We start from the raw sequence: 24,098 nt of genomic DNA on the forward strand, positions 1-24,098 counted from the left end.
CTTTACCAAAGCGAAGTCTGGTTGGCCTTTTTGCTCAAGTAATTGGCCACATAGACCAGGATGAAGCCGATGACGGCCTGGAACAGGCCAACGGCGGTGGCATAGCTGTAGTTGTTGTCAATGAGGCCTTTACGGTACACGTAAGTATTCAGCACGTCCGCGGTCTCATAAATGGTTGGATTGTACAAAAGCAGGATTTTGCCGAAATCGGCCGTTAAAATGGTTCCCAGATTCAACAGCAGCATAATGATAATCGTCGGGACCAGGCTGGGAAAGGTAATATACCGAAGTTGACTCCATCTCCCCGCTCCATCGATCTTCGCTGCTTCGTACAGCTCGGGGCTGATGCCCGAGAGGGCGGCGATATAAATAATCGCGGAGAATCCGGCTCCCTGCCAAATCCCGAGCAGCACGTAAATCGTTCTGAAATAGGCCGGGTCTTGGAAGAAGAAGATGCTCTCCATCCCAAGCTTATTCAGCATAATGTTGACGACGCCGGTGCTTGGCGACAGGAAGGTGAGAGCCATCCCGCATACGACGACCGTCGAAATAAAATAAGGCAAATAACTGATCGTCTGCGCAATTTTTTTGAACATCAGGCTTCGGAGTTCGTTAAAGCAAAGGGCCAAAATAATCGGCACCGGAAAACCGAAAATCAGGCTGTAAATATTGAGCAGCAGCGTATTTTTGATCAGCCGGTAAAAATGAGGATCCTCCAGGAACTGTTTGAAATACTTCAAACCCACCCATTCGCTCCCGCTAATCCCCTTCACCACGTTGTACTTCTGAAATGCCATTAACAAGCCATGCATCGGCCAATAGGCAAAGATGAAGTACCATAGAAACACAGGCAGGAACATAAGGTAGAGCCATTTGTTATGCACGAGTTCTTTGGCCCAAAACTGAAGCCGGGACTTCTTGTTGTGCTTCGTGTCCATCTGACGTAAAGTCGATTCTGAGCTAGCCATGTTCATACTCCCTTCTGACGAGCCTTCTCATTCGCGTATCCCGGAGTGGCTCGCATAATTTGCAATCGTTTTCATGTTAGCGATTACATTTCAGGCATCGGAAGGATAATCTCCTCTTTTCCCCGCCCTTTTCCTTTGTTTGTATCCCATTATATAACTGGAACAATTAATTTGTACAGTGTCTTTATTAATTAATTTGAATGGGGGCTGTCCCATGCGCCGTTTTCTGCGGCAGTGTGACAGCTCCCTGCTTCTTACAGTGCAGTTTGCCGGAAACGCTTCAAAAAAGCTGCAAAACTACAGTATTCCTTTATACGGATTACTCCGTCACAGCAATTCCTGCAAAACTGCAGGAATCCAAGCCATGCCAGCGGATGTGAAGCAAAAATCGGGGAAAATGATGCACTTTTGCAGGAATCTTATCATGTTGCCCCTGAAAGACCGAAAATTCCTGCATCCATCAGGCTGTTGAGAAAGAAGTTTTGAGTAGGAAAATGGATATTTCCACCATCCTGAAAACTGCACCATTTCCCTAGACACGCCCATCCGGCAGGCGAAATCCGCAAACTCCTCGATTTCTCCAGACACGCCGATTCGCTAAGCGAAATCCTGCATAAATACAGCAATTCGATAGGGACGACTATTCCAGAAAGGGAATCCTGCAAAATTACAGGAATTTCCCCCGTTTCGCTTCGGTTTGAAGCAAAAGGGCCTAAAATGATGTAGATTTGCAGCAATTCCTCGGGATGGGGACTCATTAAGCCGAAATTCCTGTAAAATAGCAGCAATTTCCTCCGCACGTCCAAGCCCCAGGAGGCAACGATGCTTCCAGCAGGCCGATAGTGCTTCCAGCAGGCTGATAATGCTTCCTGAAGGCGATGATGCCCCCAGCATCCGACGCGGTCGGTTGGATCCCGTAAAATCAGGCCATTGAGTAGTCTATGGGACTTTTCACCTGTGATGTGGATCTCTTCTCCCGGTAGAAAAAAATCGATTTAAACCGCTCTGAGAGCCAAAGTTTGGATGAGGAAAATGGACCTTCTCCACCCCTTCACAAAAAACAGGGGTTTTCCAACAGCCTGATCCATGCAGGATTTGCTGACTTCCCCGCTTCCGCCAGTCGACCCGCCGTTTTTTCCATGGTCCGAAAGGAATGGCTCTGCTGATCAATGGAATTTTATTGGTTCATAGTCCATCTCATTCATATACGTCGCAACGGCTTGCAGGCGCTCCCGGCTCATTCCCCGCAGACATTGAACCAATTGGAGCTGCCACTCCATCGGATACTCCTTCTCTACCAACAGAAAAGACGGCAAATCCGGAGGCATGCTCCGTACCTCTTCATAGAACACGATTGTCGCCAGAATTGCCAGTTCCATATCGCCAAACGCCTGGAAGAGGGCAACATATTCATCTCCGTACAAGCAGTCGGATTCAAGCATATCGATGTAGTCATGGAAGGAGTGGAAGCTGGACAAGATCAGCTTCACTTTCTCCTCTTTCCTCTCGCATGCCATGATCTCATGCAGCCGTCTTCTTAATTGGACGTCGCTCATGCTATCCTCTTCGCTGAAGGAAATGACCATGGACTTCGCTTCCGCTTCCCTCTCGGCAATAATGACCGTCCGCAAGCTGCTGTGCTTGGCGGCGTTCGCCACTCGCTGAACGAGCTCCTCCTTGGATCGGTCCATATACCCCACCAATTGCGAATGAAGCGCCATTTCTTGCTGAAGCCTTTCCATCGCATCGGAGATGACGGAGCGAATGTGCCCTTCCTCCAAGCTCATGAATTGCTGTTCCAGCCGCGCAAATTGATTTTCGGAAATCCTGATACGACAGGCATCTCCCCCGGATAATATCGAAAATATCGCATTGTTCAGCATGAGCTCATATATATTGAACAGCTCAATCCGGTAATTCAACCTGCATTCCCTGCCGTAATGGACCAGCAAATCCAGCAGCTGCCGCGGTTCGAACATCGCGCAGAACTCGGTCTCCAGCTTCAGCCGTTCCAGATACTGCTTGATATAGAAAACGCCCTGAAGCCGCATGTCATCGACAGCCAGCGGGTAATCGATACTGGCCATCGTGTTGTGGGCATCAAAGATGATGCCGTATTTTCGGAGAAAGACAGGCAGGGACTCGTCGATGGTCAGGTTATAGGCATCGACCGGAACCTCCAGCTTATTGGCACTGATTTCCTTATATAGCTGCTTGGTCTCTGCAAAGCATTGACCGACCTTGTCCACGCCTCTGTCATAGATTTTGCGAACCTCAATCGTTTTCAGATACGTGAGCGCCTTCTCTGGCTCCTCGAATCTGATCAGATAGGCGTCTGCCGCATACATGATGGAGGCGAGGATGCTCTCTGCGGTTTCCGCGGCGACCGAGCTGCTTTCACCCCGGGTATATTTCTGAATCAGCTCCCGCAAAATCTGCATGAACCCGTGCTGAATGCGCAAGATTTCCCGGCTCGTCAGCATCCCCGTCCGCAAGCCTTCGTTCATCAAGGAGATCGTATATTGATTTCGCTGCAGCCGGGATTTGCGAATGCCCCGCTGAGCGCTCAACTCACGCCTGTCATTTATATGGTCTGATCCCAATCGTCATCCTCTCCTTCACGCAAAAACTCAAGCTTCTGCAATTCTCTTCGGAACGCTTCGGCATACTCTTCGAGTCTGCTCTTCAGCAAGTCCAAGGAGCCCTCGCAATCGTCTTCGAACATTTCCTTCATCCTGTAAAGGAGCTTCCTGTCGCTGATTCTGTCTTCGGTTTCATTTTTCAGATAATAAAAAATCTCATGCAGCTCATTCAAGGTATCCGCATAGCTCTCCTGCTGGATGAACGAGGAATCCGAGAACGATTCGATAAGCTCTTTGGTCACTTGAATGCTCAATTCCACCCGCCCGTAGCCGTGCAGGATCTGGCTTCTCGCTGCCATCATCCGTTCGATCTCCTGCGGGGTCAGAACCAAGCCGTATTCCTTCGTCTTCTCGTTCAGTTCCAGCAATTCAGTCATGACCTGCTCCTGCGCGGACGTATTCATGGAGTTGAAAAGGCGTGACAAATCCATGCGGCTATTCTCGTGCATCGCTCTCCCCCTGCCAATCATTTTTCGAGAAAAAGAAAAAAACACTTGACTTTCCGATAAATATATGGTATAATATAAAATTAATAGATTATTTAAATATTTTACTCTCGCTTTCCACCCCTGTCAATTGAGTTGGTGGTTTTTTTGTTTATACATAAAAAGGTTGGGCAGAAGATCATTCTGACCCAACCTTTGTGGTGTTCGCCCGAAGTCGTATTGTTGCAAAAGAAAGAGCCCCCACTCTATGAAAAGCGAGGGCTCTTCGTTCGCTTGTGAACAATACGTTTAATTGCGGATGAGATAATCGAACGCACCCAAAGCTGCCGTAGCGCCGGATCCCATCGAAATAATAATTTGCTTATACGGACTATTCGTGCAATCGCCAGCCGCAAACACGCCAGGGACGTTGGTAGCGCCATGGCTGTCTACCACGATCTCGCCGGTACGCGTGCGTTCCACCGTGTCCGTTAACCAATCCGTATTCGGAACAAGGCCGATTTGTACGAACACGCCTTGGAGTTCAATATGCTTCGTTGCTCCTGTATCCCGCTCGACATAGGAAATGCCGTTCACCTTGTCGGTTCCCGTAATTTCTTGTGTCTGCACGTTCTTCAGTACCGTAACATTCGGCAGGCTGTACAGGCGGTCTTGCAGTACGGCATCCGCTTTGAGCTCTGGCGCGAACTCGAGAACCGTTACATGCCGGACGATGCCTGCGAGATCAATCGCCGCCTCGATACCGGAGTTACCGCCGCCAATCACGGCAACGTCTTTGCCTGTGAAGAGAGGCCCGTCGCAATGCGGACAATATGCGACCCCTTTGTTCTTGAACTCCGCTTCCCCAGGCACGCCGATATTCCGCCAACGAGCGCCTGTCGATACGATGACCGCCTTGCTCTTCAGCACGGCGCCGTTTTCGAGCTCCAGCTCGATAAGGTCCTTTTTCTCCAACCGCTTGGCACGCTGCAGCTTCATGACATCGATGTTGTACTCTTTCACTTGCTGCTCAATATTCGCGACGAGCTGAGGACCTTCCGTATATTTCACGCTGATAAAGTTCTCAATGCCCAACGTATCGTTGACCTGACCGCCGAAGCGTTCGGCCACGAGACCTGTGCGAATCCCTTTGCGGGCCGCGTAAATGGCCGCGCTTGCGCCTGCCGGGCCGCCCCCGACCACAAGCACGTCATAAGGCTCCTTATTCTCGAACTCGGATGCATCCGGAGCGCTGCCCAGCTTGGCAAGAATTTCTTCCACGGTCATACGGCCGCTTTCGAAAAATTCGCCATTGAGGTAAACGCTTGGCACCGACATAATGTCCTTGCTTTCCACCTCTTCTTTGAATACGGCGCCGTCAATCATCGTATGCGTAATGCCGGGATTGAGGACGCTCATCAAGTTCAAGGCTTGCACCACATCAGGACAATTATGGCAGCTCAGGCTGACATAAGTTTCGAACTTATATTCGCCGCGAATGCTTTTGATCTGGTCAATGACACTCTGCTCCGCCTTTGGAGGTCTGCCGCTCACCTGCAGCAGAGCCAATACGAGGGAAGTAAACTCGTGCCCCAAAGGAGTTCCCGCAAAGGCGATGCCCGTATCCTCGCCCGGACGATTGACGCTAAAGCTCGGTGTGCGGGACAATTGCGTCCGCTCCACCGTGATCTTGGAGGACATGCCGGCAAGTTCATTGACCAGGGCCAGCATGTCTTCCGATGCGGCGTCATCGCCTGCGCTGACTTTGAGCACGACATCGCCTTCCAGGAGCTGGAGATACTGTGCTAGCTGATTTTTGATGTCTTGGTCTAGTGTCATTTTGTCACACCTTAAATCTTGCCAACGAGATCGAGGCTTGGCTTCAGCGTTTTACCGCCTTCCTGCCATTTCGCCGGGCATACTTCACCTGGATGCTGGCGAACATATTGCGCCGCCTTGATCTTGTTCACAAGAGAACCTGCATCGCGGCCGATGCCTCCGGCATTGATCTCGGCTGCTTGGATAACCCCGTCCGGATCGATGATGAACGTACCGCGGTCCGCCAGACCTTCAGCTTCAATCAAGACATCGAAGTTGCGGGAGATCACATGGGATGGGTCGCCAATCATAATGTACTCAACCTTGCCGATGGCAGGAGAGCTTTCATGCCATGCTTTATGTGTAAAATGCGTGTCCGTCGAAACGGAGTATACTTCAACGCCAAGTTGCTTAAAGGTTTCGTAGTGGTTCTGGAGATCTTCAAGCTCCGTAGGGCATACGAACGTAAAGTCCGCCGGGTAGAAGCACACAATGCTCCATTTCCCTTTGAAATTTTCTTCGGTCACCTCGATAAATTTACCGTTGTGAAATGCGGATGCTTTGAATGGAAGTACTTCTGTTCCAATAAGTGACATGGTCATATCTCCTTTACCCTTATATTTGATAAATCAAAGTATACTCAGAACTTGCAGACTGCGTATTCCGAACACACTTTGTAATTATTATTATTAACTAATTAATTAAATTCGTCAAGCTATTTTATAATAATTATAAAATGAGATCTTTTTTCAGTGACATTTCTCACCAATTACAGTATGCTGCGAACGGAACCAAAGTATTCGGGTCTTGTCCATTGCACCTATATAATATGTCGTTTTTAACCCATGTTCAAGATGAAGGATGATTCATTTTCATCATCAATGCATATTACCCAATAAGTCCATCCATTAAACCCTTTACTTCTTCATTCTAAAAAACGGACACAAAATTGTAGGCTTCATAAAAATATTATAGAATCAAGCTATCTGGTTCTTAACGGAGTGGCTGTAATGAATGTAGCGATATGTGATGATGATATAAACGTTGCGAATTTGATTGAGGATATACTTTCAAACATGTGCGTTATGGAATTTTCCAGCGATGTGTTCTTAAGTGGCGGTGACTTGCTAAGGTGTTTGCAATCCGGGTCACATTATAATATCTATCTGCTAGACATTGAAATGCCTGGCCAAAATGGTATTGAAATTGCTTCGGTTATCCGGGAGCAGGATCGAGATGCGATCATTATCTTTATCACAGACCATAAAGAGTATGTATATGAAGTTTTTGAAGTTTTGCCGTTTCGCTTTTTAAGAAAGCCTGTAACCGCACAAAAGTTGTCCCGCATCTTGCTGGACGCCGCGGAACACATCCAGGTGTCGAAGCAGCTATTCTTTTTTCAGATCGGACATGATAAATACCAGCTTCGGTGCAGTGATATTCTTTATTTTGAGGGGGCAGGAAGAAAAGTAGTTATCCATGCCAATCAGGATACCTATGAGTTTTACGGAAAAATCGCGGACATCCTGCCTCAATTGGATACAAATTTGTTTTGCCGGATTCACGCCTCAATCCTGGTGAATATGGAGTACATCCGCTCCATTAAAAAAATGGCTATTCTTTTGCAAAACGAAACGCAATTGCCGATCAGCAAGCGATATCTGAACGTGGTGAAACAGGCCCATCTGTCCTTCATAGAACGGAGATGCGGCAATCCATGACTTATTTTCAGACAACGACCGATACGATTTTTTTTGGGCTTGAGGCCATTTTTAGCATGATCGAAATTCTCTTTATCCTGCTCCTCTTTAACAAAGTGTTTGGAGAGGCTCGAATCAGTCGCATCAAGCTGTATGCAGCAGCCGTTGTTGCGATGCTGACGATAACCTGCGGTTTGCGAGCGGTTCTGAGTCCCATACGCCCTGCGGCGCTTCCACCCGTCACCGTACTATGCAGTATGTTCTTTTTACGATGCTATCCGCCGAATCGTCAAAAAAAGGTGTTATATATCGGTATACTTTTAACGGTATCCAGCTTCTGGATTCTATTATACGATCTGATCGCCACACCAATAGAAGATAAGAATATTTGGCTAACACTTATTCTATGTCACTTGGGATTTTATCTTTTATTGGAGCATCCGAAAAACAGACAAAGGGAAACAGTGGTCTATCCCTTTTCATCTTTGGCTTTTACTTATGGCCATTACCGTAGCAAGTGCGGCCGGGCTAAGCGTTATGGAATATTATATTTCCAACAGGGACGATCCCTACTTGCTGACCGTGGAAATTCCATTTAGTCTCATATTCTTGTTAATTAACCTTTCGCTGTTTGTGGTTTTTGACAAATTTTCTACCCTAATGCATACGGAGCGGGAAAACACCATGCTGGAACAGCAAGTGCAATTACAGCATAGGCATTACAAGGAACTGGAGGCCGCCCATCAGCAGGTCCGGGCACTGCATCATGATATGGGGAATTATATCAGAACAGCCCAGCAGTTGGCGGCAAATCAGACCAGCAACAACGAACTCATTGGTTTTTTAAACGCTGCGTCCGGCCAGCTCAAAGAAATTGAAACCGTGATTTCAACCGGGAACCAATACTTGGATTCCATATTGAACATCAAAATCGCCGAAATGCTGCGCGAGGGCGTAACCGTCGAGACGGATATTCATGTACCATCAGAATTAAAGCTGTCATTTGAACAAGCTGTCATTATCGTAGGAAATCTAATGGATAACGCCTGGGAGGCGTGCAGGAAATTGAGGGATGGGGAAAGGTGGGTGCGGTTACGTCTGTCCTACATCAACCACACGCTATTCATTCGCATAGAGAATTCAGCGACTCCCATTCAGATGTGGAATAACGGATTGCCTGTCTCTACGAAAAACGAACCGCGTTTTCATGGATTAGGATTAAAGAACGTTAAAAAAGCGGTGGATGAACTTGGCACCATGGATATAGAAAGCACGGCCCATTCTTTTCTTGTCCGGATAGCTTTGTATGACTTGTAACCCAATTTTGACAACAACCCCGTCGATTTTTTACAAGTGCATAATCTGAATGGGATCGAGTGCTACAATCCGAATGGTTGCAGCACTCTTTCTGTGCGAACGATTTTGTTGGTTATTGATTATTCTTTGGCAAGAAAGGGACGGGGGAAAACGATGCGTAACAAGAAAAACAATCATAACAAGAAAAATGTACTCCTTATTAGCGGAATGGCGGCAGCATTGCTTTTGAGCGGTTGTTCATCAGCCATAATAACAAGCCAGATTGCAGAAAGTGTCCAAGGTGTTGAGGAATCAGACGATATAGCCAATTTGGTAGATGAGGCCGTACGAAGCGCTGTCTGGGATGAAGTCGCTACAGAGATTGAGGAAGATGAGGATATACAAAATATAGAATGGGATGATGTCAAGGATAGTATGGCACAAAGAAAACAGAAAATAGAAGTTCGCTCCATTACGGATGATAGCGTCTTGCATACGATCACAGACAATCAGCAAATCTTCGAATTTACAAAAAACCTGCATATTGTGCGTTGGAAATACCTTGGTTCCATCCCGAAAGATGCGAAAGACTTGCTTGTATATGTAACTTGGTCGGAAAAGACGAAAACGGTGTTTGGCAACAATTCGGGGGAACTTTACGAAACCAGTCGAAACACTTTATACAAAAATAAGGATGGATACTATCTGGTGATAGAACCGGAACCTTCCCTTTCCCCCGTCCGCAAGGTCTACTCCAAAGTGCCCGCGAAGACAGCAGAATATCTGCTCTCTCTGGCAGGGACAAAAAAGAAATAAAGCAATTTGCCCCTGCATAATTGAGCCAATTGATTAAGGCAGACATATTGATGTGTCTGCCTTTTTGTCGTCTGGGTTCATGACGAAAAAAATCGTGTCACAAAATAGCCGTTCAAGATTGTTATTCATTATAGACGGGGATCGCACCTATTTGAAGGACTTGGAGGTCACAATCCCCATTGAACCAGAACAAGCAGAAGAGGGCGGACAGTAAATGGAGCTCGAACGAGCTAAAAACCTGAGAGCGGTTGGAGCACCCAAGCGACGCTAACTTTTACATATCAAACCAACGCAATTCGCCGCCCTTGAGCTCAAGTTCGAATTTGTTGCCGCCTGCGTACACTGTCGTGTTGCGCGGCTCTGCCGTGTTATTGACAACGCAATACGTGCCTGTCTCCGGATAAACATGGATTTCCGTATGGGCATCCGAACTAAACCAATTGTACAATTCGCTATCTTTGCTGCACGACCATAATATTGCACGATGCAACAAGCGGGCGTTCTCCGCACTATACGGCAGTCCGCCGATATAGACAGTTCGGCCATGAAAGTATTGATTGACTGCGCACTGCACTTCTTTATCCTTGCAAGCTAAAATATCAGCGCTCGTCGCATATACATTTTTCTTGCCTTCGCCAAAATGAATGTCACCGTCCATATCGGCGGTAATAAAGTGCGATGGCGTTACATCCCAATTGTATTTATCGTAGCCGAGGGTGAAGCCGCGCTCCAGCTCTACGCCAAGAGCATCGCCTAACTGGAAGAAACGACCTTGATGTTGAACGGCAGAAGGTTCACCCACACCGATAAAGCCGCCTCCGCGAGCAATAAATGCACGGATTTGCTCAACAATAAACGGATCTTTCCAGTTATCGCCGCCGGTATGTGCGGTGTCAGCGTCACCGACATTAATAATGACATCGATATCATTCAGCAGCTGCGGCTGCTCGCGAATGTCGTCAAAGCTAATGAACGATACATCGAAAGGAGCTCCGCTCAAAATTTCAATAATGCCCGCATAGCTGTAGTTTTGTTTCTGGTACAGAGCATGATGCACCATATGGCAGCCCCAAGAGCGCATTTTCCCCCAACAGTTCAGGACGGCAACTTGCGCTAAACACAGCGGCTTCGTGCGTGCCTTCTCATATAAATTGCGGAATTCATCGGCAACTTGCGCGACATAATCAACAAAGTCCGGGAAGTCGAGCGCCAGCTTCAAGTAACCGCCATAGCCAATGCGATCTACAGGCTTGCGCAAAATAGCTCTTCGTGCCGTTAACCAGTTCTCTTGAGCTTCTGCCGTTGGATTGCCGCCAGGATGGAACGTATCAGGGAAGAAGTATGGCAAAAAGCGCCCTTCTGTATATTTCACCCCGGGAATGTCGCTAATTAAACGCAGTGTTGAACCATTGCCGACGCTGCCGACGACCGCATCCAGTCCGATGGTTTTAAATTCATCCATATAAGGCTCTGTGCCAATAAAATGATCGCCTAAAAACATCATCGCTTCGCGGCCTTCTTCATGGGTAATATCGACGAGCTCTTTAGCCAGTTGGGCTACTTCGCGCCGTTGGAAGGCCACAAAGTCCAGGTATTGTTTGGATGGAATCCGATATTGGTTGTTGTAGTAACCTTCGTCAATAATATATTCCGGACGGAACTTATAGCCGGCTTCACGCTCGAACTGCTCGAGAATATAAGGGCTGACGCTAGCGGAATAGCCATACCAATCTACATATTTCTCCCGGCGCAGTTCATCGAAGATGAGCGTGAACTGATGGAAGAACGTGGTGAATCGTACGACATTTACAAAAGGCTTGTCCCGCAAAAATTCACGCAGTCTGCCTTTCGAAAATTCCCGTGTCTTAGGCTGACGAACGTCAAACGTAATTTGTCGTTCGAAATCCTTCCAGTCATTGACGACGGCATTATACATATGAACGGGATCCCAGATCAGATAGGTTAAGAAGCTCACGCTGTACTCATGGTAAGGTATCGTGTTATTAATAATTACACAGCCGGTAGCTTCATCGTAGCTCCAGAGATTCGTAGGTACGACCTCGCCAGTGGTACGATCGATAACTTCCCACCAACGATAAATATCATCGCGGCTGTTGACTTGCAATAAGTCTTCGCTAATCCCCTCCAATAAACGAATGGAAAGTTCAGCCCCTGTAGCAGGAACAAATTTCGTTGAAATATAGCATTGCTGTACTTCGTCAGGGTTGGCTTTCGCCCAATTGTTGTCTTTGCGGGTTGTATAGTAAGTAGCGTATACTTTCGCTCCACAATCAGCCAGCTCTTGCGGAAACGTTGTGCCGTCGGCATCGCGCACGGCATCAGCGCCCCACAACTCCATCGTTTTCAGCGTTTCTCCTACGACATCAAGATCGGTCGGGATGGTGAGGCGCCCTCTGCCTTGTTTGTTCTGGTTCTGCTCGACCATTTGTAACATGCTCCTTCCAAATAACTGATTGTTGATTACATCATACTCAGTCAGAAAGAGTGACCCAAGGACGGATTATGACCTTCCGCGGGTAAAATTTTGACCTTTGCTGCAAAAAAAGGCTATGTTTTTAAATAGATGTTGAAAATCAATATATTAATAGAAAACATACTATAATTAAGCCATATATACATACAGGTTTGGAGGCGTTATATGGGAAGTGTTAATTCTCTGACTTCATTCAAAACAAATTATCGGGTTACGATGTAGAGGTAGAATGACCACCAAGAGGATATAATAGTAGGAATGATGAATGATTTGTATTTCATGGAGGATAAATTGTAATGATGAAAAATATTTTTAAAGTAGAAAATATTCCAGCGATATTGTGGGGTGACAAATCAGATAAGTTATTTGTGGTGGTGCATGGTAGCATGTCACACAAGGCAGATGACTCGATTATTGTATTTGCAGAAGAAGCAACAGCAGCAGGTTATCAAGTGCTTAGTTTTGATTTACCTCAACATGGTGATCGCAAGGATGAGACTTATCTTTGCAAAGTTCAAAACTGTGTTCAAGACCTCAATACAATGATGACCTATGCAAAATCATTATCAAATCATATAAGCCTTTTTGCTTGTAGCATGGGAGCGTATTTTAGTCTCTTAGAATATAGCCATGAGCCGTTGAAGCAGTGCTTGTTTCTCTCTCCTGTGGTAAATATGGAACGCATCATAAATAATATGATGACATGGTTTAACGTAAGTGAGAGCAGACTAAAAATAGAGAAAGAAATTTCTACCCCTATTGGACAAACTCTCTATTGGGATTACTACTGTTATGTGAAAGAACATCCTATTGTTGCTTGGAATATTTCAACTTCCATTCTCTATGGTTCAGAAGATAACGTATGTGAATTTGACGTTGTATCTGAATTTACTCAATGTTTTAACTGTAATTTGCAAGTAATGGAGAATGGAGAACACTATTTCCATACGGAGGAACAGTTGCAGTATTTCAGACAATGGCTGAAAAAACATATATACGTTGAATCAATTTCATAATGCATAATTACAAAACTGTAGATTAACCGAATTAAAGTATTTCCTTTTTTGAAAATTATGCAGCTTGCTCTTGGAATTGACGATTTAAACGATCACATGCTAATTTTATACAATTGTAAACCAAAGTAACCAAGTTAAAATGAACCTTAGCTTTTTGACCCGTTCGGTGTCTCACATTGTTCAATTGGAAGAATTCCTTCAAGTAAGCATTCACTCTTTCGACTGCAGAACGTCTCTTAGCGATTTCTTTCCAATGCTTTGAGCCTCTGGCCGGGGCGGTATATTTTCTAAGATCAGTTGTTATCTTCATTTTATAGACTTTCTGGCAAAGTGAATCATGCGCCAATGGACAGCTTTCGCATTCTTTCGGTCGAACATATTTGAGTGTTCCATATTTTGAATCGTAGCTGTCATAACGATAAGAATGCTCCCTTACACAGGTTGGGGCGAAGTGTTCGTCAAATCCGTCGTGTTCTGGTTCTCGGCGACGGTTATACGCAATTACAGCATGTGCCTCTGCTTCTCGAACTTGCTTGTATATAGGTTCATAATCGTATCCAGCATCCATGGTTGCGTACTTGAAACTGAAATTCGGATGCTGTGAAGCAACCCCTTTTAGGAGTGGAATGGCCGCTTTACCGTCATTCAAGCTTCCGGAAGAGAGCAAGGCTCCGAGGATATACTGACTCTGCGTTCCAATGGCAAGATGACCTTTATAGCCATACCAAAAGACATTTTTTCCATCACTATTTTTCTTGACTCCCCACTGCGGATCAAGAGGCATTTGATCTCGCAAAACATGGAATGATTCATTTAATTGAGCGGCAATTTCTTTTTCGAAGATTGGTTTTTGTTCCTCTTCTTCTTGCTTTTGTTTGAGCCAAGCTTCACGTTCGGCTTTTGTTTTTCGCCCACGCTTTTTTGGCTCAGGTTTTTCCTTTTCTTGCTTCGCAGGTGCCTGATCCCGAGCTTCGATATGGGTCGCATCGATTGCAACCGTATCGTCTGTAATGAATCCTTCTGCCATGGCTTGTTCGAGTAACTGCTCTTGCATGTCCTCCAGTGCATGGCTTTGGCTCATCTTGCGCACCAACCGGGAATAGGAAGAGGCCGAAGGAATCGCTTCTGAAAGCATAAAGCCACAATCCATGCGGAATAAGATGTCATGTTGAAGTCTCTTTATTAAATCTTTAATCGTAGGAATACGTTCAACGATTCTAACAATCAAGGAATAGACCATCGCCCTATAATTCACTTCAATGGGGGCACCATAAAAAGATGTTTTCCTGACCAAACGCAAGATCGGAGTGATGTCGATTGTAGAAAAAATCTCACGAAAACGATCTTTTTGTTCCATCTCATAAAGCTCTTGCAGGGTAAATAAGCTCTCATGTCGAATATAGGGCATAGGGAGTTCGCCTCATCTCTTTGGGTATTGTGTGGATACTTTACTTATTCGAGATTTGGGGAGGTACTCCTTTTTCTGTACCTTAAAAACCCAGTCATAGCAAGACTTTCGATTTATGAAATTGATTCACGTTAAATGATAATAAAAAATGATTGATGCATAAAAAAAGATATAGAACTCCCGGCTCGCGACAGGCTGCGTTCTATATCTTTTCTTCGCTCACTTTACTTCATAGCCATAAACTTCAATTTGCGTTAGGGCAGGGAACGGCGACGGGTCAGCCGACTTGATTAAGTTCTTTAATGTCAGCGACTCTACCCGGCGCGGCGTCAGCTTAATGACCTGCTTTGCATTCGTTTTCGTTAGATGAAGCGTCTCACAATCCCCATTAGAGAAGCAGACGGTTGCTTGCTCCCAATAGTTATCGTGAGGAAAGTCTGCCCGCAACGTAAGAGCGATGCAGTCAATTTCTACCGTGCGCCCAAATTGCACGCTCATTTCAGCGTCATCTTGCTGGTTAATGCCCCACGACTCAAATGGCCATGCCCCGTGACCCGCATTAAAGCAATTGCCATTAATGGCATTGCGGGCAGCAAACACAGACTCGCCGCGTGTCTCCACATTCGCAACCGCATGCGGATAACAACTGTCATTCTCATGTTGGTCGAACGGATTAAGAGCTACATTTTTGTAGCTGGAGATTTCCGCTGCAGTCGCTAGACGCACGCTAAGCGCATGGATATCGCCACTGTATGATTTCGGATTATAGGAAATTTTCTTCTCTCCAAATGGAATGATAAGCCGATAGCTCGTTGTCGCTAAATATACGAACGTTGCCGGCATCGTATCATCAAGCTGCAACATTACATATTGATTGGGATGCTCGCTCTTCACAACAATGCGGTCACCCTCTTGATAGGGTTGATAATATACAAGCTGGGCTTGTCCCTGATCAGAAGCGGTTGCCAATACGGTACCATTCACATCGTGAACTTCAATCGTGAGCTGCGTTTGTAATGTCATCAGATGATCATCTCTTTCCTCATCTATTTTTTGAAAGATCTACGAACATTCATTCTTATACTCGCTCGGCGTTACGCCCATATACTTCTTGAACACTTTAGAGAAATAGGTCCGGTCGGAGTAACCTAGTGCCAGGGCTATCTGTTCCAGCGTATGCCCGGATGTTTTCAACATTTGCGAAGCAATGTTCATTTTAAACTGATGTACATAATCAGTGAAGTTGCTGCCCGTCAAGCGTTTGAAATAGCGTGAGAAGTAACTTGGATTCAAAAACAGATGGCGCGCGATATCAATGGAAGTAATGCTCTCGGCTAAGTTTTCTTCGATATAATGTTGAATTTGCTGTAACTTAGGTTCATAGCCGCCAGCTAGTTGGCCCCGCCCTTGTCTCCCCTGTTTTTCGCTAGGCATAGCCATCGCTGTTAACGGACGTTCCGCTAATGCAAGCACATCATCAAGGGTGCGCGACTGCTCCATATAATCGTAGATCGCTTCATCGAGTCTGACCGAAGCGGCAATCGTCAGCTCGCGTAAGCAAGCTTGCAGCTCATGCATGAATGAAGCAGGCTCAATCATTCTCGCTTGAAAATGATGCTTCATATCCCTAATAATACGCCGTATACCATCAATATCATGAATAGCCAGTGCCTGCTTCAGTTCATCTTTATAGTTGTCCAACTCCCCTGAAGGCAATTGCAGCCATGTTGGTCTCATCGCCTGCTGCCGGTCAATCAGCATCGACTCCTCAACATAAAACTCATATTTATGGCGTAATAAGGAGTGATAACACGTGCCCAGTTGCTTAAGCTGCAACTTATCACTAACCGTGACGCTTACCAGCCGTAATTTCATATATTGCGCAACTCGCGCTTTCAATTTTTGCAAATAGCCGTTGAAGTGCAGCACGTTGTTCGCGGCTAAATTATCGTGATAGTTATACACAATGACAAGATGCTGTTGCTGCAAAAATGGCGTGATCCCTTCATACTCGCGCGCCAGCTCTTCCGCAATATTGTAGATGGCATAGCAAATTAACGATAACGATTGCTGTGAGTAATGCTCATCGTAGCTAGCATATTGTACATGCACAAGACTGAGCATACACCAAGGACAGTTCCACCTTATTCCAATGCCGGCAGCATATTTAAGGATCTCGTCAACATTCGTTCGATCAAGGACACTCTGTAATAAGCCTTGTTTGAATAACTGTCGATTGTAGCTTGAAGGTTGTACACTTACCGACGAAGATTGCTTTTTGAGTGAGCATAGCGACTTCGACAAGCTTTGTTGCAACTGCTCTGCCGTTAACTGATCTTTAATTAAATAATCGTCGGCATGAAGCTTAAGCGCCTGTCTCGCGTAGTTGAAGTCTTCATGACAGGTTAAGAAAATGACGCGCACCTCAGGTTTGATGTGGCGAAACTGTTCTGCTAACTCAATTCCATTCGTCTGCGGCAAGCCAATATCGGTTATCACAATATCTGGAACGGTCTGCTGAAACAGGTGTACTGCTTTTACGCTGGAATAGGTGGCAGCTACCACTTTCAGCTGTAATTGTTCCCAATCAATCATTTGCTGCAATAATTTGAGCATTGGCACATCATCATCAATAAGCATCACTGTGTATATCACTTGTTGTCACCCCGCTTGATGTCGCTGGAATCTGCATCCGTGCCGTTATACCCCCATACTTATTATGAGCAAAAGAAAGGGCAGCCTCTGAGCCGAAAGATAGTTGCAAGCGTTGGGCAACATTAACCAATCCGACCCGCTTATACCCAGGATCGGGTTCATCACGGCAACGTAACACCCTTTCATTCAGCCGATGCAACAGGGACTCATCCATACCCGCTCCATTGTCGGCAACCTCAATGACGATGGTATCTGCGTCATGATAGACGGAGATCCAAATTTGAGATTGCTGGCGCCTAGTCTCATTGCCCTCTATATCTGCGTCCGTGTCTACGAAGCCATGTATAATTGCATTTTCAACTATCGGTTGCAGTAATAACTTTGGAAATTGAAGCAACTGCAATTGCGGCTCTACATCGACTTGCAGTTGGATTGGAATATCACTGCGCATTTGCATAATATCAATGTAGTGAGCCATTAACTCACATTCTTCTTGCAGTGTGGCCAGTTCATTGAATTTCATATAGGCACGCAGCAAGCTCATTAAAGAGTCAATCATGCCGCTATGCAGCCGATCATCCTGCAGCATCAAGCTGCACTTGATTGAGTTGAGTGTATTCAACAGAAAGTGGGGACGAATTTGCATGAACAGCGCCTCCAGTTCCATCACACGTCTCTGCTCCTGTTGCCGTTCCATCTCCTTAATGGACTGTTGCAGCCGATCCAGCATCAAGTTAATCGTCTTGCTAACCGCCGCCAGCTCATCCTTTCCCTTCACTTGCAGCCTGACATCCAGTTTGCCGTTGCCAAATTGTCTTGCCACCTGCTGTAATTGCTCAATCGGACGATGCAATCGTTTTGAGATCATCAGGGCAAACAAAGAGAATATCACGACAAAAAGCATGACTTCGGCAAAACCGATATAAAGTGTCCTTGAAAGGATACCTCTAAACGTGTTGTTGCTCATCTCATACACAAGCTTCCATCCGTTTTTGCTCAGCACGACTTCCGAACGCATACGATCGTCCGTCTTATGCGCAGCGGATGCAAGCAATTGTGCGGAGCCGGCAATCCGGTCACCCTGATCATCCAAGAGAGCAACGTCCCATGACTTGACCGATTTTAATGCATTTTCGAAATAAGACTGCTCAATTCCTATCAACAGCACGGCCATATACTCTTTACTGGCATGATCGTAGATGACACGAGCAATATAATATTTACTCTCTCCTTCGTCTTCGAGCAGTCCTAGCCACTGCAGCCGTTCTGGCTGTTGGAAATTAATTTTGCTGTACAATTGAGGTAAATGCGGCAATAATTTAGCCGGTTCATCATCTCCTGAAGGGATAATAAACTGCTGGCGGTTAATGAAGTACATGTGCGTCTGCCGATTCAACGTTTTCGAATTGATAAGCGAAAAAACAGCTTTGATTTCTGAGAAATTCTCATAATCAGCAAAACTATTTAACTGCTTCACATCCGCGAATTGACGCAAGCTAGCTTTGAAGCCTGTATCGTTTACAATATAATGGGAGGCAAACGTAGCATCATCGATCGTTTTGCTAAATTCTGCACCGATGACGTTCAACATGTTTTCGTTCGTTGCATGCAGCTTATCCAGCATCGATTCCTTAATTAAATAAAAAGAATGCAGAGATACAGCAACCATCGGCACGATAATAAATAACATGAAGGAAAGTAACATTCGTTTATAGTAAGTTAAATGGAACATGAGGTTAACGTCACTTCCCTGCCTTCATAATGTCTATTGCTGTTCAGGCCAAATCATCGACTTTATCATCTATTTCTATTTACGCTCATACCAATAGCCGGGAAGACCGCGTACAAGACGCATTAGCGCTTCCAAGTAGTAATAATCGCCCCAAATCATATAATCATCAGGGGACAAACCGCCATGGACATAATACGAGCCATGCTTAAGCAATCCTTCCGCTGCATCGTCGCCAATCGTAGCATAGTTGTTAATCAGCGATTCCATACTGGCGGCCAGCTTCTTCTCGAAATAAGGACGATCGGGGTCAGCATCGTCCATATGGGAGAGAAGCTCCGCCAGGCCGGCAGCTACAATCGCAGAAGCTGAACTATCGCGGTACGTATCGGCAGTTACAGGCGCATTGAAATCCCAATAAGCAACACTGTCCTCAGGCAAGTGCTCCAGGAAGTAGCGCGCCATACGCCTAGAAGTCTCCAAAAATGCCGCATTTCCCGTATAACGGTAGGATAGTGCAAAGCCATATACGCCCCAAGCTTGCCCCCGCGTCCACGTCGAACCGTTGCTATAGCCTTGATGAGTGGCGCCGCCGATTGGAACGCCCGTCTTGGCATCAAAGAAGAAAGTATGATACGAGCTATCATCGCCTCTAACGAGATAGCGCCGCGTTTTCTCTGCTTGGATTTCTGCAATTTCCCGGTACTTCGGATCGCCCGTTAGCTCGCTTGCCCAATACAGCAAAGGTAAATTAAGCAAGCAATCGATAATGATTCTGCCCGCTTCTTGCTCGTTATCTTGCGCTCCCCAAGCTTGAATATAGCCGCTGCCATCGCTCGTGTTTCGCCAACGTTTTATGAAATGATCAGCTGCAGCCAATGCCAGCTCGCGAGCGCGATCATCGCCTGTAATGATCCACTGCGCTTTGGCAGATAAGCTATACAGGAATCCAATATCATGATGATCCAATACCACTTTTTGCTCTAACCGCTGACGAAAACTAGCCACCGCAGCTTCTGCTGCCTGCCGATAGCGTTCATCTTGTGAATATTCATAGCATAACCACAATATTCCCGACCAGAAGCCATTGGTCCAGTCGTTGTTATCATTCAGTTGATATTTCCCATTCAGGCTGACATGCGGAAACTGAGTTCCAAACCTCTCAATATTCCTTAGCGTTTTTGCCAGAATGTCCTCAATTGCTTGGGTGTAAAGTTGATTTGCTTGCATTACCGTTGTTTGCATTCCCTCTGTAGACATCTGCAGTTCAGTCCTCTCTCAGAATAACTCAACGCCAACTCTATGATAGCGGATACATCTCACATCATGTAAGCGTTTATTTTGTTGATATGTGAACAATTTTTACCTTTTCATTTGATTCGTTTTCCTTCTATTTAAGTTTCACCGTTATCGTTTGCTCGTTATGGTGCACAATTACCCGATCTTCTGTCAGCTTCACCTCAGGCAACTGCGACACGCAACCAGCCGGAACCCCTGCCATCACACTTACTAATACATGGGTGCCTGGCTGAAGTTCAGCACGCAGTGCAGGCATCAATGTCCGCTCATAGAATAGATTGGTGTTAGGCTCTGTTCGAATCATCTCCGCTTGCGTGAATCCGGTAACCGCCTTGGCGATGGTGGTTCCGACAGGCGAATCGTAACTCGCCCAGCTTGTCTCGGCTACGGCTGTGCCGTCGCTGCTAACCGTGGCGAACGGCGCTGAGAAACTGGCATCATAGGCAATTAAGGCGCGGCTGGTTTCCAACTCGTGAATGCGTACATGGCTGTCGCCGCAAGGGACAATCGTGCTGCGAATTGTCACTCCGGCTTGAGGCTGCCAGTTATGTACAAGCCGATCTTCATGCAGCTCATAGCTCGTATCCAGCGGCTTATCCCGATAATGCACGCCATCCTCGCTAACGGCAAGCACACTGTCAAAAGCGCCTTCGTAGTAGTAATAATTACTGCGCGGCACACTAAAGCCAAACACAGTCGAGTAGGCAAATTTAGAGTACTTGGCGCAAGCATGGTTCTGATAGCCAATAAATTGACCTGCCGGATACATAAGCACATGCCGGGACTCATGCGTATGTTCAATCATCGCCTTCATGCTCGGCAGCGACAATCGGCCCGGCGCTACCTTTTGCTCTACTTCCTCTGCCTGCCAATAAGGATGGTCATCCGAAACCGCAAGCAATAGGAAGCTTTTGAACGCCCAATACGGGGAACCCGCTCCGTTATAGCCCTCGCCCATCACCAAGTTCTGATAATGATAGCCTACGCTTAGCACGCCATCTGCCGTAAAAATAGGATGGTTCATCCAGCTTCGCATATTGCGCGCATACAAACCTTTAATGACGCCCCATGGCAGCGCTTCAACATCGGCCAGCACAAGCGCGCTCCAGAAGCTTGCTTGCGCAAAGCGATATGCTAGACTGCGGCCGAAAGGAACCGCCTCTCCCTTGCTATCGAACCAATACTGATAGCTGCGCGCAAAAAGAATGGCCCGCTCCTTCAACCTGGCTGCCCGCTCCGGGTCTTCATCCGCCATAAACGTAACGTAGATTAAGCTATAGTAATGAAACGCCCATGGGATGTAATAATCAAACTGCTGATCCACCCCGTCAAAATACCAGCCATCGCCGACATAGCACGATTCAATCAGGGCAAAATCTTGCTCAATCATCTCCTGAGAATAAGTCTTGCCTAGCCGTTTCAGTGCCACATTCACTAAGATGCGAAAGAAGTGCCAGTTATTCGGTGGCAAACGGCGTTCATTAATTTGCCATAACCAGTCTGCCACATGCTGCTGGTCCGTCTCGGATAGAACATCCCAAGTTTTGTGCGGTGCAAGCAGCAGGGCAGCAGCGACAGATGCCATCTCGACCAGCAGCTGATCTCCGTCCATCGTCTTGCCATAATAATGCTCGCTGTCCGGGTTGCAGCCCGCCGCAAGTCCTTGCATCCATTGCAGCCGAAGCTGCTCGTCATCATAATGGACGAGAAAAGGTCCCAATCCCCACAATATTCTTAAAAATCCTTCGGCATCCCGGCGGCTTGCGGTATAGACCGTGCCGTGGGTTCCTAATGCCAAGTGTCCAGGCTGTTCCGCTAACCGCGGCCTTAGCGGCTTCACTAACGTCAGTAGTGCTGCCGCTATATCGTCACGATGATTCCACTGAATTCTGCGCATTTCCTCGATCACGATTATTCTCCCTCCCTCTATTTCGTTTCACAGTACAACAAACCTCATTGCTCCCCTAGCACAAAAGACTAACAGCTGCATGCTCCTGTTAGTCTTTATTTGGGTCTTGCTATTCGAAATTAAGGCTGCTTGCCAATATAGGCAAGAATCCCGCCGTCAACATATAAAATATGCCCATTGACAAAGTCGCTGGCTGGTGAAGCCAAGAATACCGCAGGACCTGCCAAATCCTCCGTTTCGCCCCAACGCTCCGCAGGTGTCTTGGCAAGAATAAACGAATCAAAAGGATGGCGGCTGCCATCAGCTTGACGTTCACGCAACGGCGCTGTTTGGGGCGTTGCAATGTAGCCGGGTCCGATACCATTGCATTGGATGTTATATTTGCCATATTCAGAAGCGATATTGCGGGTTAGCATCTTCAGACCGCCTTTGGCCGCAGCATAAGCAGACACCGCCTCCCGCCCTAATTCGCTCATCATCGAGCAAATATTAATAATTTTGCCGCCGCCTTTGTTCATCATCCCTGGAATCACCGCTTTGGAGACAATAAATGGCCCGTTCAAGTCAATATCAATCACTTCACGGAACTCCTCCGCACTCATTTCTGTCATAGGAATCCGCTTAATAATGCCAGCATTGTTGACAAGAATATCAATGACTCCAACTTCCGCTTCAATCTGCTGCACCATCGCCTGCACACCGGGCTCGTCGGTCACGTCGCATACATATCCGCGTGCCTCAATTCCCTGTTCCTTATAAGCAGCGATACCGCGCTCTACGCCTTCTGGCTTGCGATCATTAAATACAACTGTTGCACCCGCACGCGCCATAGCGCATGCCAATTCAAATCCGATCCCGTACACCGCACCAGTAACGAGAGCTACCTTGCCATCAAGACGGAAACGATCTACCGAAAATTGTGACATCTTACTGCTCCCCTCTCTATGCCATATCTACGCCTCTGTCTACTTGAGATCGTCCATAGCGACCATATCCATATCGGTGTACGTGATATTCTCGCCGCACATTGCCCAAATAAACGTATAGTTGCTAGTGCCGACGCCGGTGTGAATGGACCAGCTTGGACTGATAATCGCTTGCTCATTGCCGACAACGAGATGCTTCGTCTCATCCGGCGTGCCCATGAAATGAAATACTTTGTTGTCCCCTTCCAAATCGAAATATACATACGCTTCCATGCGCCGCTCATGCGTGTGGCATGGCATCGTATTCCAAGCGCTGCCTTCTTCCAGGTGCGTATAGCCCATTTGCAACTGACATGACTGACACACATTCGGATGAATGTACTGATAAATTTTGCGCTTATTCAGTGTGTTATCAGCACCTGTCTCCATTGGCTTAATATTATCAATGGCAATACGCACATTCGGATATTTGTGATGAGCCGGACTGGAAGCAATATAAAATTTCGCTGGATTACTGGCATCCGCACTAGCAAACAGCACTTCTTTCGTCTCTTTTCCGATATAATAGCCATCCTGATTGTTCATCGATTCACGTACACCATCTATCGTAATAAATCCAGGACCGCCGATATTAATGACACCGAGTTCACGACGCTCCAGAAAATACTCAACACCCAAATCTTTACTAAGCTTAATCTCCAACGGCTCTTTCGCAGGCGTTACGCCACCAAAAATCAAACGGTCATTATGCGAGTAAGTCAAGCGAATTTCACCGGGAACAAACACCTGCTCCACTAAAAACTCCTTGCGCAATTCTTCCGTTGTCATGCGTGCGATCGATTGCGGCGCATACGCGTAGCGCGTCTCCATAGTTTGCATTTTTCTAGTCCTCCCGATTTCATAGACTTGGAATCATCACCATGAACAATCCCATCATTCGATATTGAATATACAACCATCATAGTGAATGCACCCAACAATAGTAAGCTAATTATTT

20 protein-coding genes are annotated in these 24,098 nt (G+C 46.4%); 5 read left to right on the plus strand and 15 right to left on the minus strand.

Annotation, left to right across the window (positions count from 1 at the left end; translation table 11 throughout):
- Positions 1-2: 2 nt before the first annotated feature.
- The 6 genes from L6439_RS18370 to ahpC form a co-directional block, all read right to left on the minus strand.
- Positions 3-968, minus strand: a complete 966-nt coding sequence (locus L6439_RS18370; RefSeq protein WP_213471574.1) for an ABC transporter permease — start codon at positions 966-968, stop codon at positions 3-5.
- 422 nt (positions 969-1,390) lie between these two features.
- Positions 1,391-1,726, minus strand: a complete 336-nt coding sequence (locus L6439_RS18375) for a hypothetical protein (protein WP_213471573.1) — start codon at positions 1,724-1,726, stop codon at positions 1,391-1,393.
- Between the two features lie 408 nt (positions 1,727-2,134).
- The gene (locus tag L6439_RS18380) at positions 2,135-3,571 is read right to left on the minus strand and encodes a DUF6179 domain-containing protein (RefSeq protein WP_213471572.1); all 1,437 of its coding nucleotides are present in this window, start codon (positions 3,569-3,571) and stop codon (positions 2,135-2,137) included.
- The gene (locus L6439_RS18385; RefSeq protein WP_237096532.1) at positions 3,553-4,059 is read right to left on the minus strand and encodes a DUF6323 family protein; all 507 of its coding nucleotides are present in this window, start codon (positions 4,057-4,059) and stop codon (positions 3,553-3,555) included. Before L6439_RS18385 ends, L6439_RS18380 begins: the two co-directional genes overlap by 19 nt.
- A gap of 285 nt (positions 4,060-4,344) precedes the next feature.
- Positions 4,345-5,874: an alkyl hydroperoxide reductase subunit F gene (gene ahpF, locus L6439_RS18390; protein WP_213471571.1), complete on the minus strand. Its 1,530-nt coding sequence runs from the start codon at positions 5,872-5,874 to the stop codon at positions 4,345-4,347.
- An 11-nt stretch (positions 5,875-5,885) separates the two neighbouring features.
- On the minus strand, positions 5,886-6,449 hold the full coding sequence (gene ahpC / locus L6439_RS18395) for an alkyl hydroperoxide reductase subunit C (RefSeq protein ID WP_168179376.1): 564 nt from the start codon (positions 6,447-6,449) through the stop codon (positions 5,886-5,888).
- 414 nt (positions 6,450-6,863) lie between these two features.
- Here ahpC and L6439_RS18400 point away from each other — a divergent pair, with 414 nt between their 5' ends.
- From L6439_RS18400 to L6439_RS18415, 4 genes are all read left to right on the plus strand, one after another.
- A complete protein-coding gene (locus L6439_RS18400) occupies positions 6,864-7,574 on the plus strand; it encodes a LytR/AlgR family response regulator transcription factor (RefSeq protein WP_168179377.1) in 711 nt (236 codons plus the stop codon).
- Positions 7,571-8,152, plus strand: a complete 582-nt coding sequence (locus L6439_RS18405) for a hypothetical protein (RefSeq protein WP_213471570.1) — start codon at positions 7,571-7,573, stop codon at positions 8,150-8,152. Before L6439_RS18400 ends, L6439_RS18405 begins: the two co-directional genes overlap by 4 nt.
- Complete coding sequence (locus tag L6439_RS18410; protein WP_237096938.1) at positions 8,136-8,870, plus strand: sensor histidine kinase; 735 nt, start codon at positions 8,136-8,138, stop codon at positions 8,868-8,870. Before L6439_RS18405 ends, L6439_RS18410 begins: the two co-directional genes overlap by 17 nt.
- A 153-nt stretch (positions 8,871-9,023) precedes the next feature.
- Positions 9,024-9,665: a hypothetical protein gene (locus tag L6439_RS18415; RefSeq protein ID WP_213471568.1), complete on the plus strand. Its 642-nt coding sequence runs from the start codon at positions 9,024-9,026 to the stop codon at positions 9,663-9,665.
- Positions 9,666-9,939: 274 nt separating this feature from the next.
- Here L6439_RS18415 and gnpA read toward each other — a convergent pair whose 3' ends face one another.
- Positions 9,940-12,111, minus strand: a complete 2,172-nt coding sequence (gene gnpA, locus L6439_RS18420) for a 1,3-beta-galactosyl-N-acetylhexosamine phosphorylase (RefSeq protein WP_213471567.1) — start codon at positions 12,109-12,111, stop codon at positions 9,940-9,942.
- Positions 12,112-12,455: 344 nt separating this feature from the next.
- Here gnpA and L6439_RS18425 point away from each other — a divergent pair, with 344 nt between their 5' ends.
- Positions 12,456-13,175: an alpha/beta hydrolase gene (locus L6439_RS18425; protein ID WP_213471566.1), complete on the plus strand. Its 720-nt coding sequence runs from the start codon at positions 12,456-12,458 to the stop codon at positions 13,173-13,175.
- Positions 13,176-13,230: 55 nt separating this feature from the next.
- Here L6439_RS18425 and L6439_RS18430 read toward each other — a convergent pair whose 3' ends face one another.
- From L6439_RS18430 to kduI, 8 genes are all read right to left on the minus strand, one after another.
- Positions 13,231-14,583 (minus strand): transposase, encoded by a 1,353-nt coding sequence (locus L6439_RS18430; RefSeq protein ID WP_213471782.1) that lies wholly within the window; start codon positions 14,581-14,583, stop codon positions 13,231-13,233.
- Positions 14,584-14,802: 219 nt separating this feature from the next.
- Positions 14,803-15,606 carry a carbohydrate-binding protein gene (locus tag L6439_RS18435; protein WP_213471656.1) on the minus strand — a complete coding sequence of 268 codons (804 nt, stop codon included), beginning with the start codon at positions 15,604-15,606 and terminating at the stop codon, positions 14,803-14,805.
- Positions 15,607-15,645: 39 nt separating this feature from the next.
- On the minus strand, positions 15,646-17,223 hold the full coding sequence (locus tag L6439_RS18440) for a response regulator transcription factor (RefSeq protein WP_210429383.1): 1,578 nt from the start codon (positions 17,221-17,223) through the stop codon (positions 15,646-15,648).
- Positions 17,213-18,970 (minus strand): cache domain-containing sensor histidine kinase, encoded by a 1,758-nt coding sequence (locus L6439_RS18445; protein WP_213471655.1) that lies wholly within the window; start codon positions 18,968-18,970, stop codon positions 17,213-17,215. The genes L6439_RS18440 and L6439_RS18445 overlap by 11 nt, the downstream gene beginning before the upstream one ends.
- Positions 18,971-19,045: 75 nt before the next feature.
- A complete protein-coding gene (locus L6439_RS18450; protein WP_237096533.1) occupies positions 19,046-20,227 on the minus strand; it encodes a glycoside hydrolase family 88 protein in 1,182 nt (393 codons plus the stop codon).
- Positions 20,228-20,357: 130 nt separating this feature from the next.
- Positions 20,358-22,175 (minus strand): DUF2264 domain-containing protein, encoded by a 1,818-nt coding sequence (locus L6439_RS18455; protein ID WP_237096534.1) that lies wholly within the window; start codon positions 22,173-22,175, stop codon positions 20,358-20,360.
- A gap of 119 nt (positions 22,176-22,294) precedes the next feature.
- Positions 22,295-23,101, minus strand: a complete 807-nt coding sequence (locus L6439_RS18460) for a gluconate 5-dehydrogenase (RefSeq protein ID WP_213471654.1) — start codon at positions 23,099-23,101, stop codon at positions 22,295-22,297.
- 39 nt (positions 23,102-23,140) lie between these two features.
- The gene (gene kduI / locus L6439_RS18465; RefSeq protein WP_213471663.1) at positions 23,141-23,971 is read right to left on the minus strand and encodes a 5-dehydro-4-deoxy-D-glucuronate isomerase; all 831 of its coding nucleotides are present in this window, start codon (positions 23,969-23,971) and stop codon (positions 23,141-23,143) included.
- Positions 23,972-24,098 lie beyond the last annotated feature (127 nt).

The organism is Paenibacillus dendritiformis, from assembly GCF_021654795.1.
In the GTDB taxonomy this organism is placed as follows: domain Bacteria; phylum Bacillota; class Bacilli; order Paenibacillales; family Paenibacillaceae; genus Paenibacillus_B.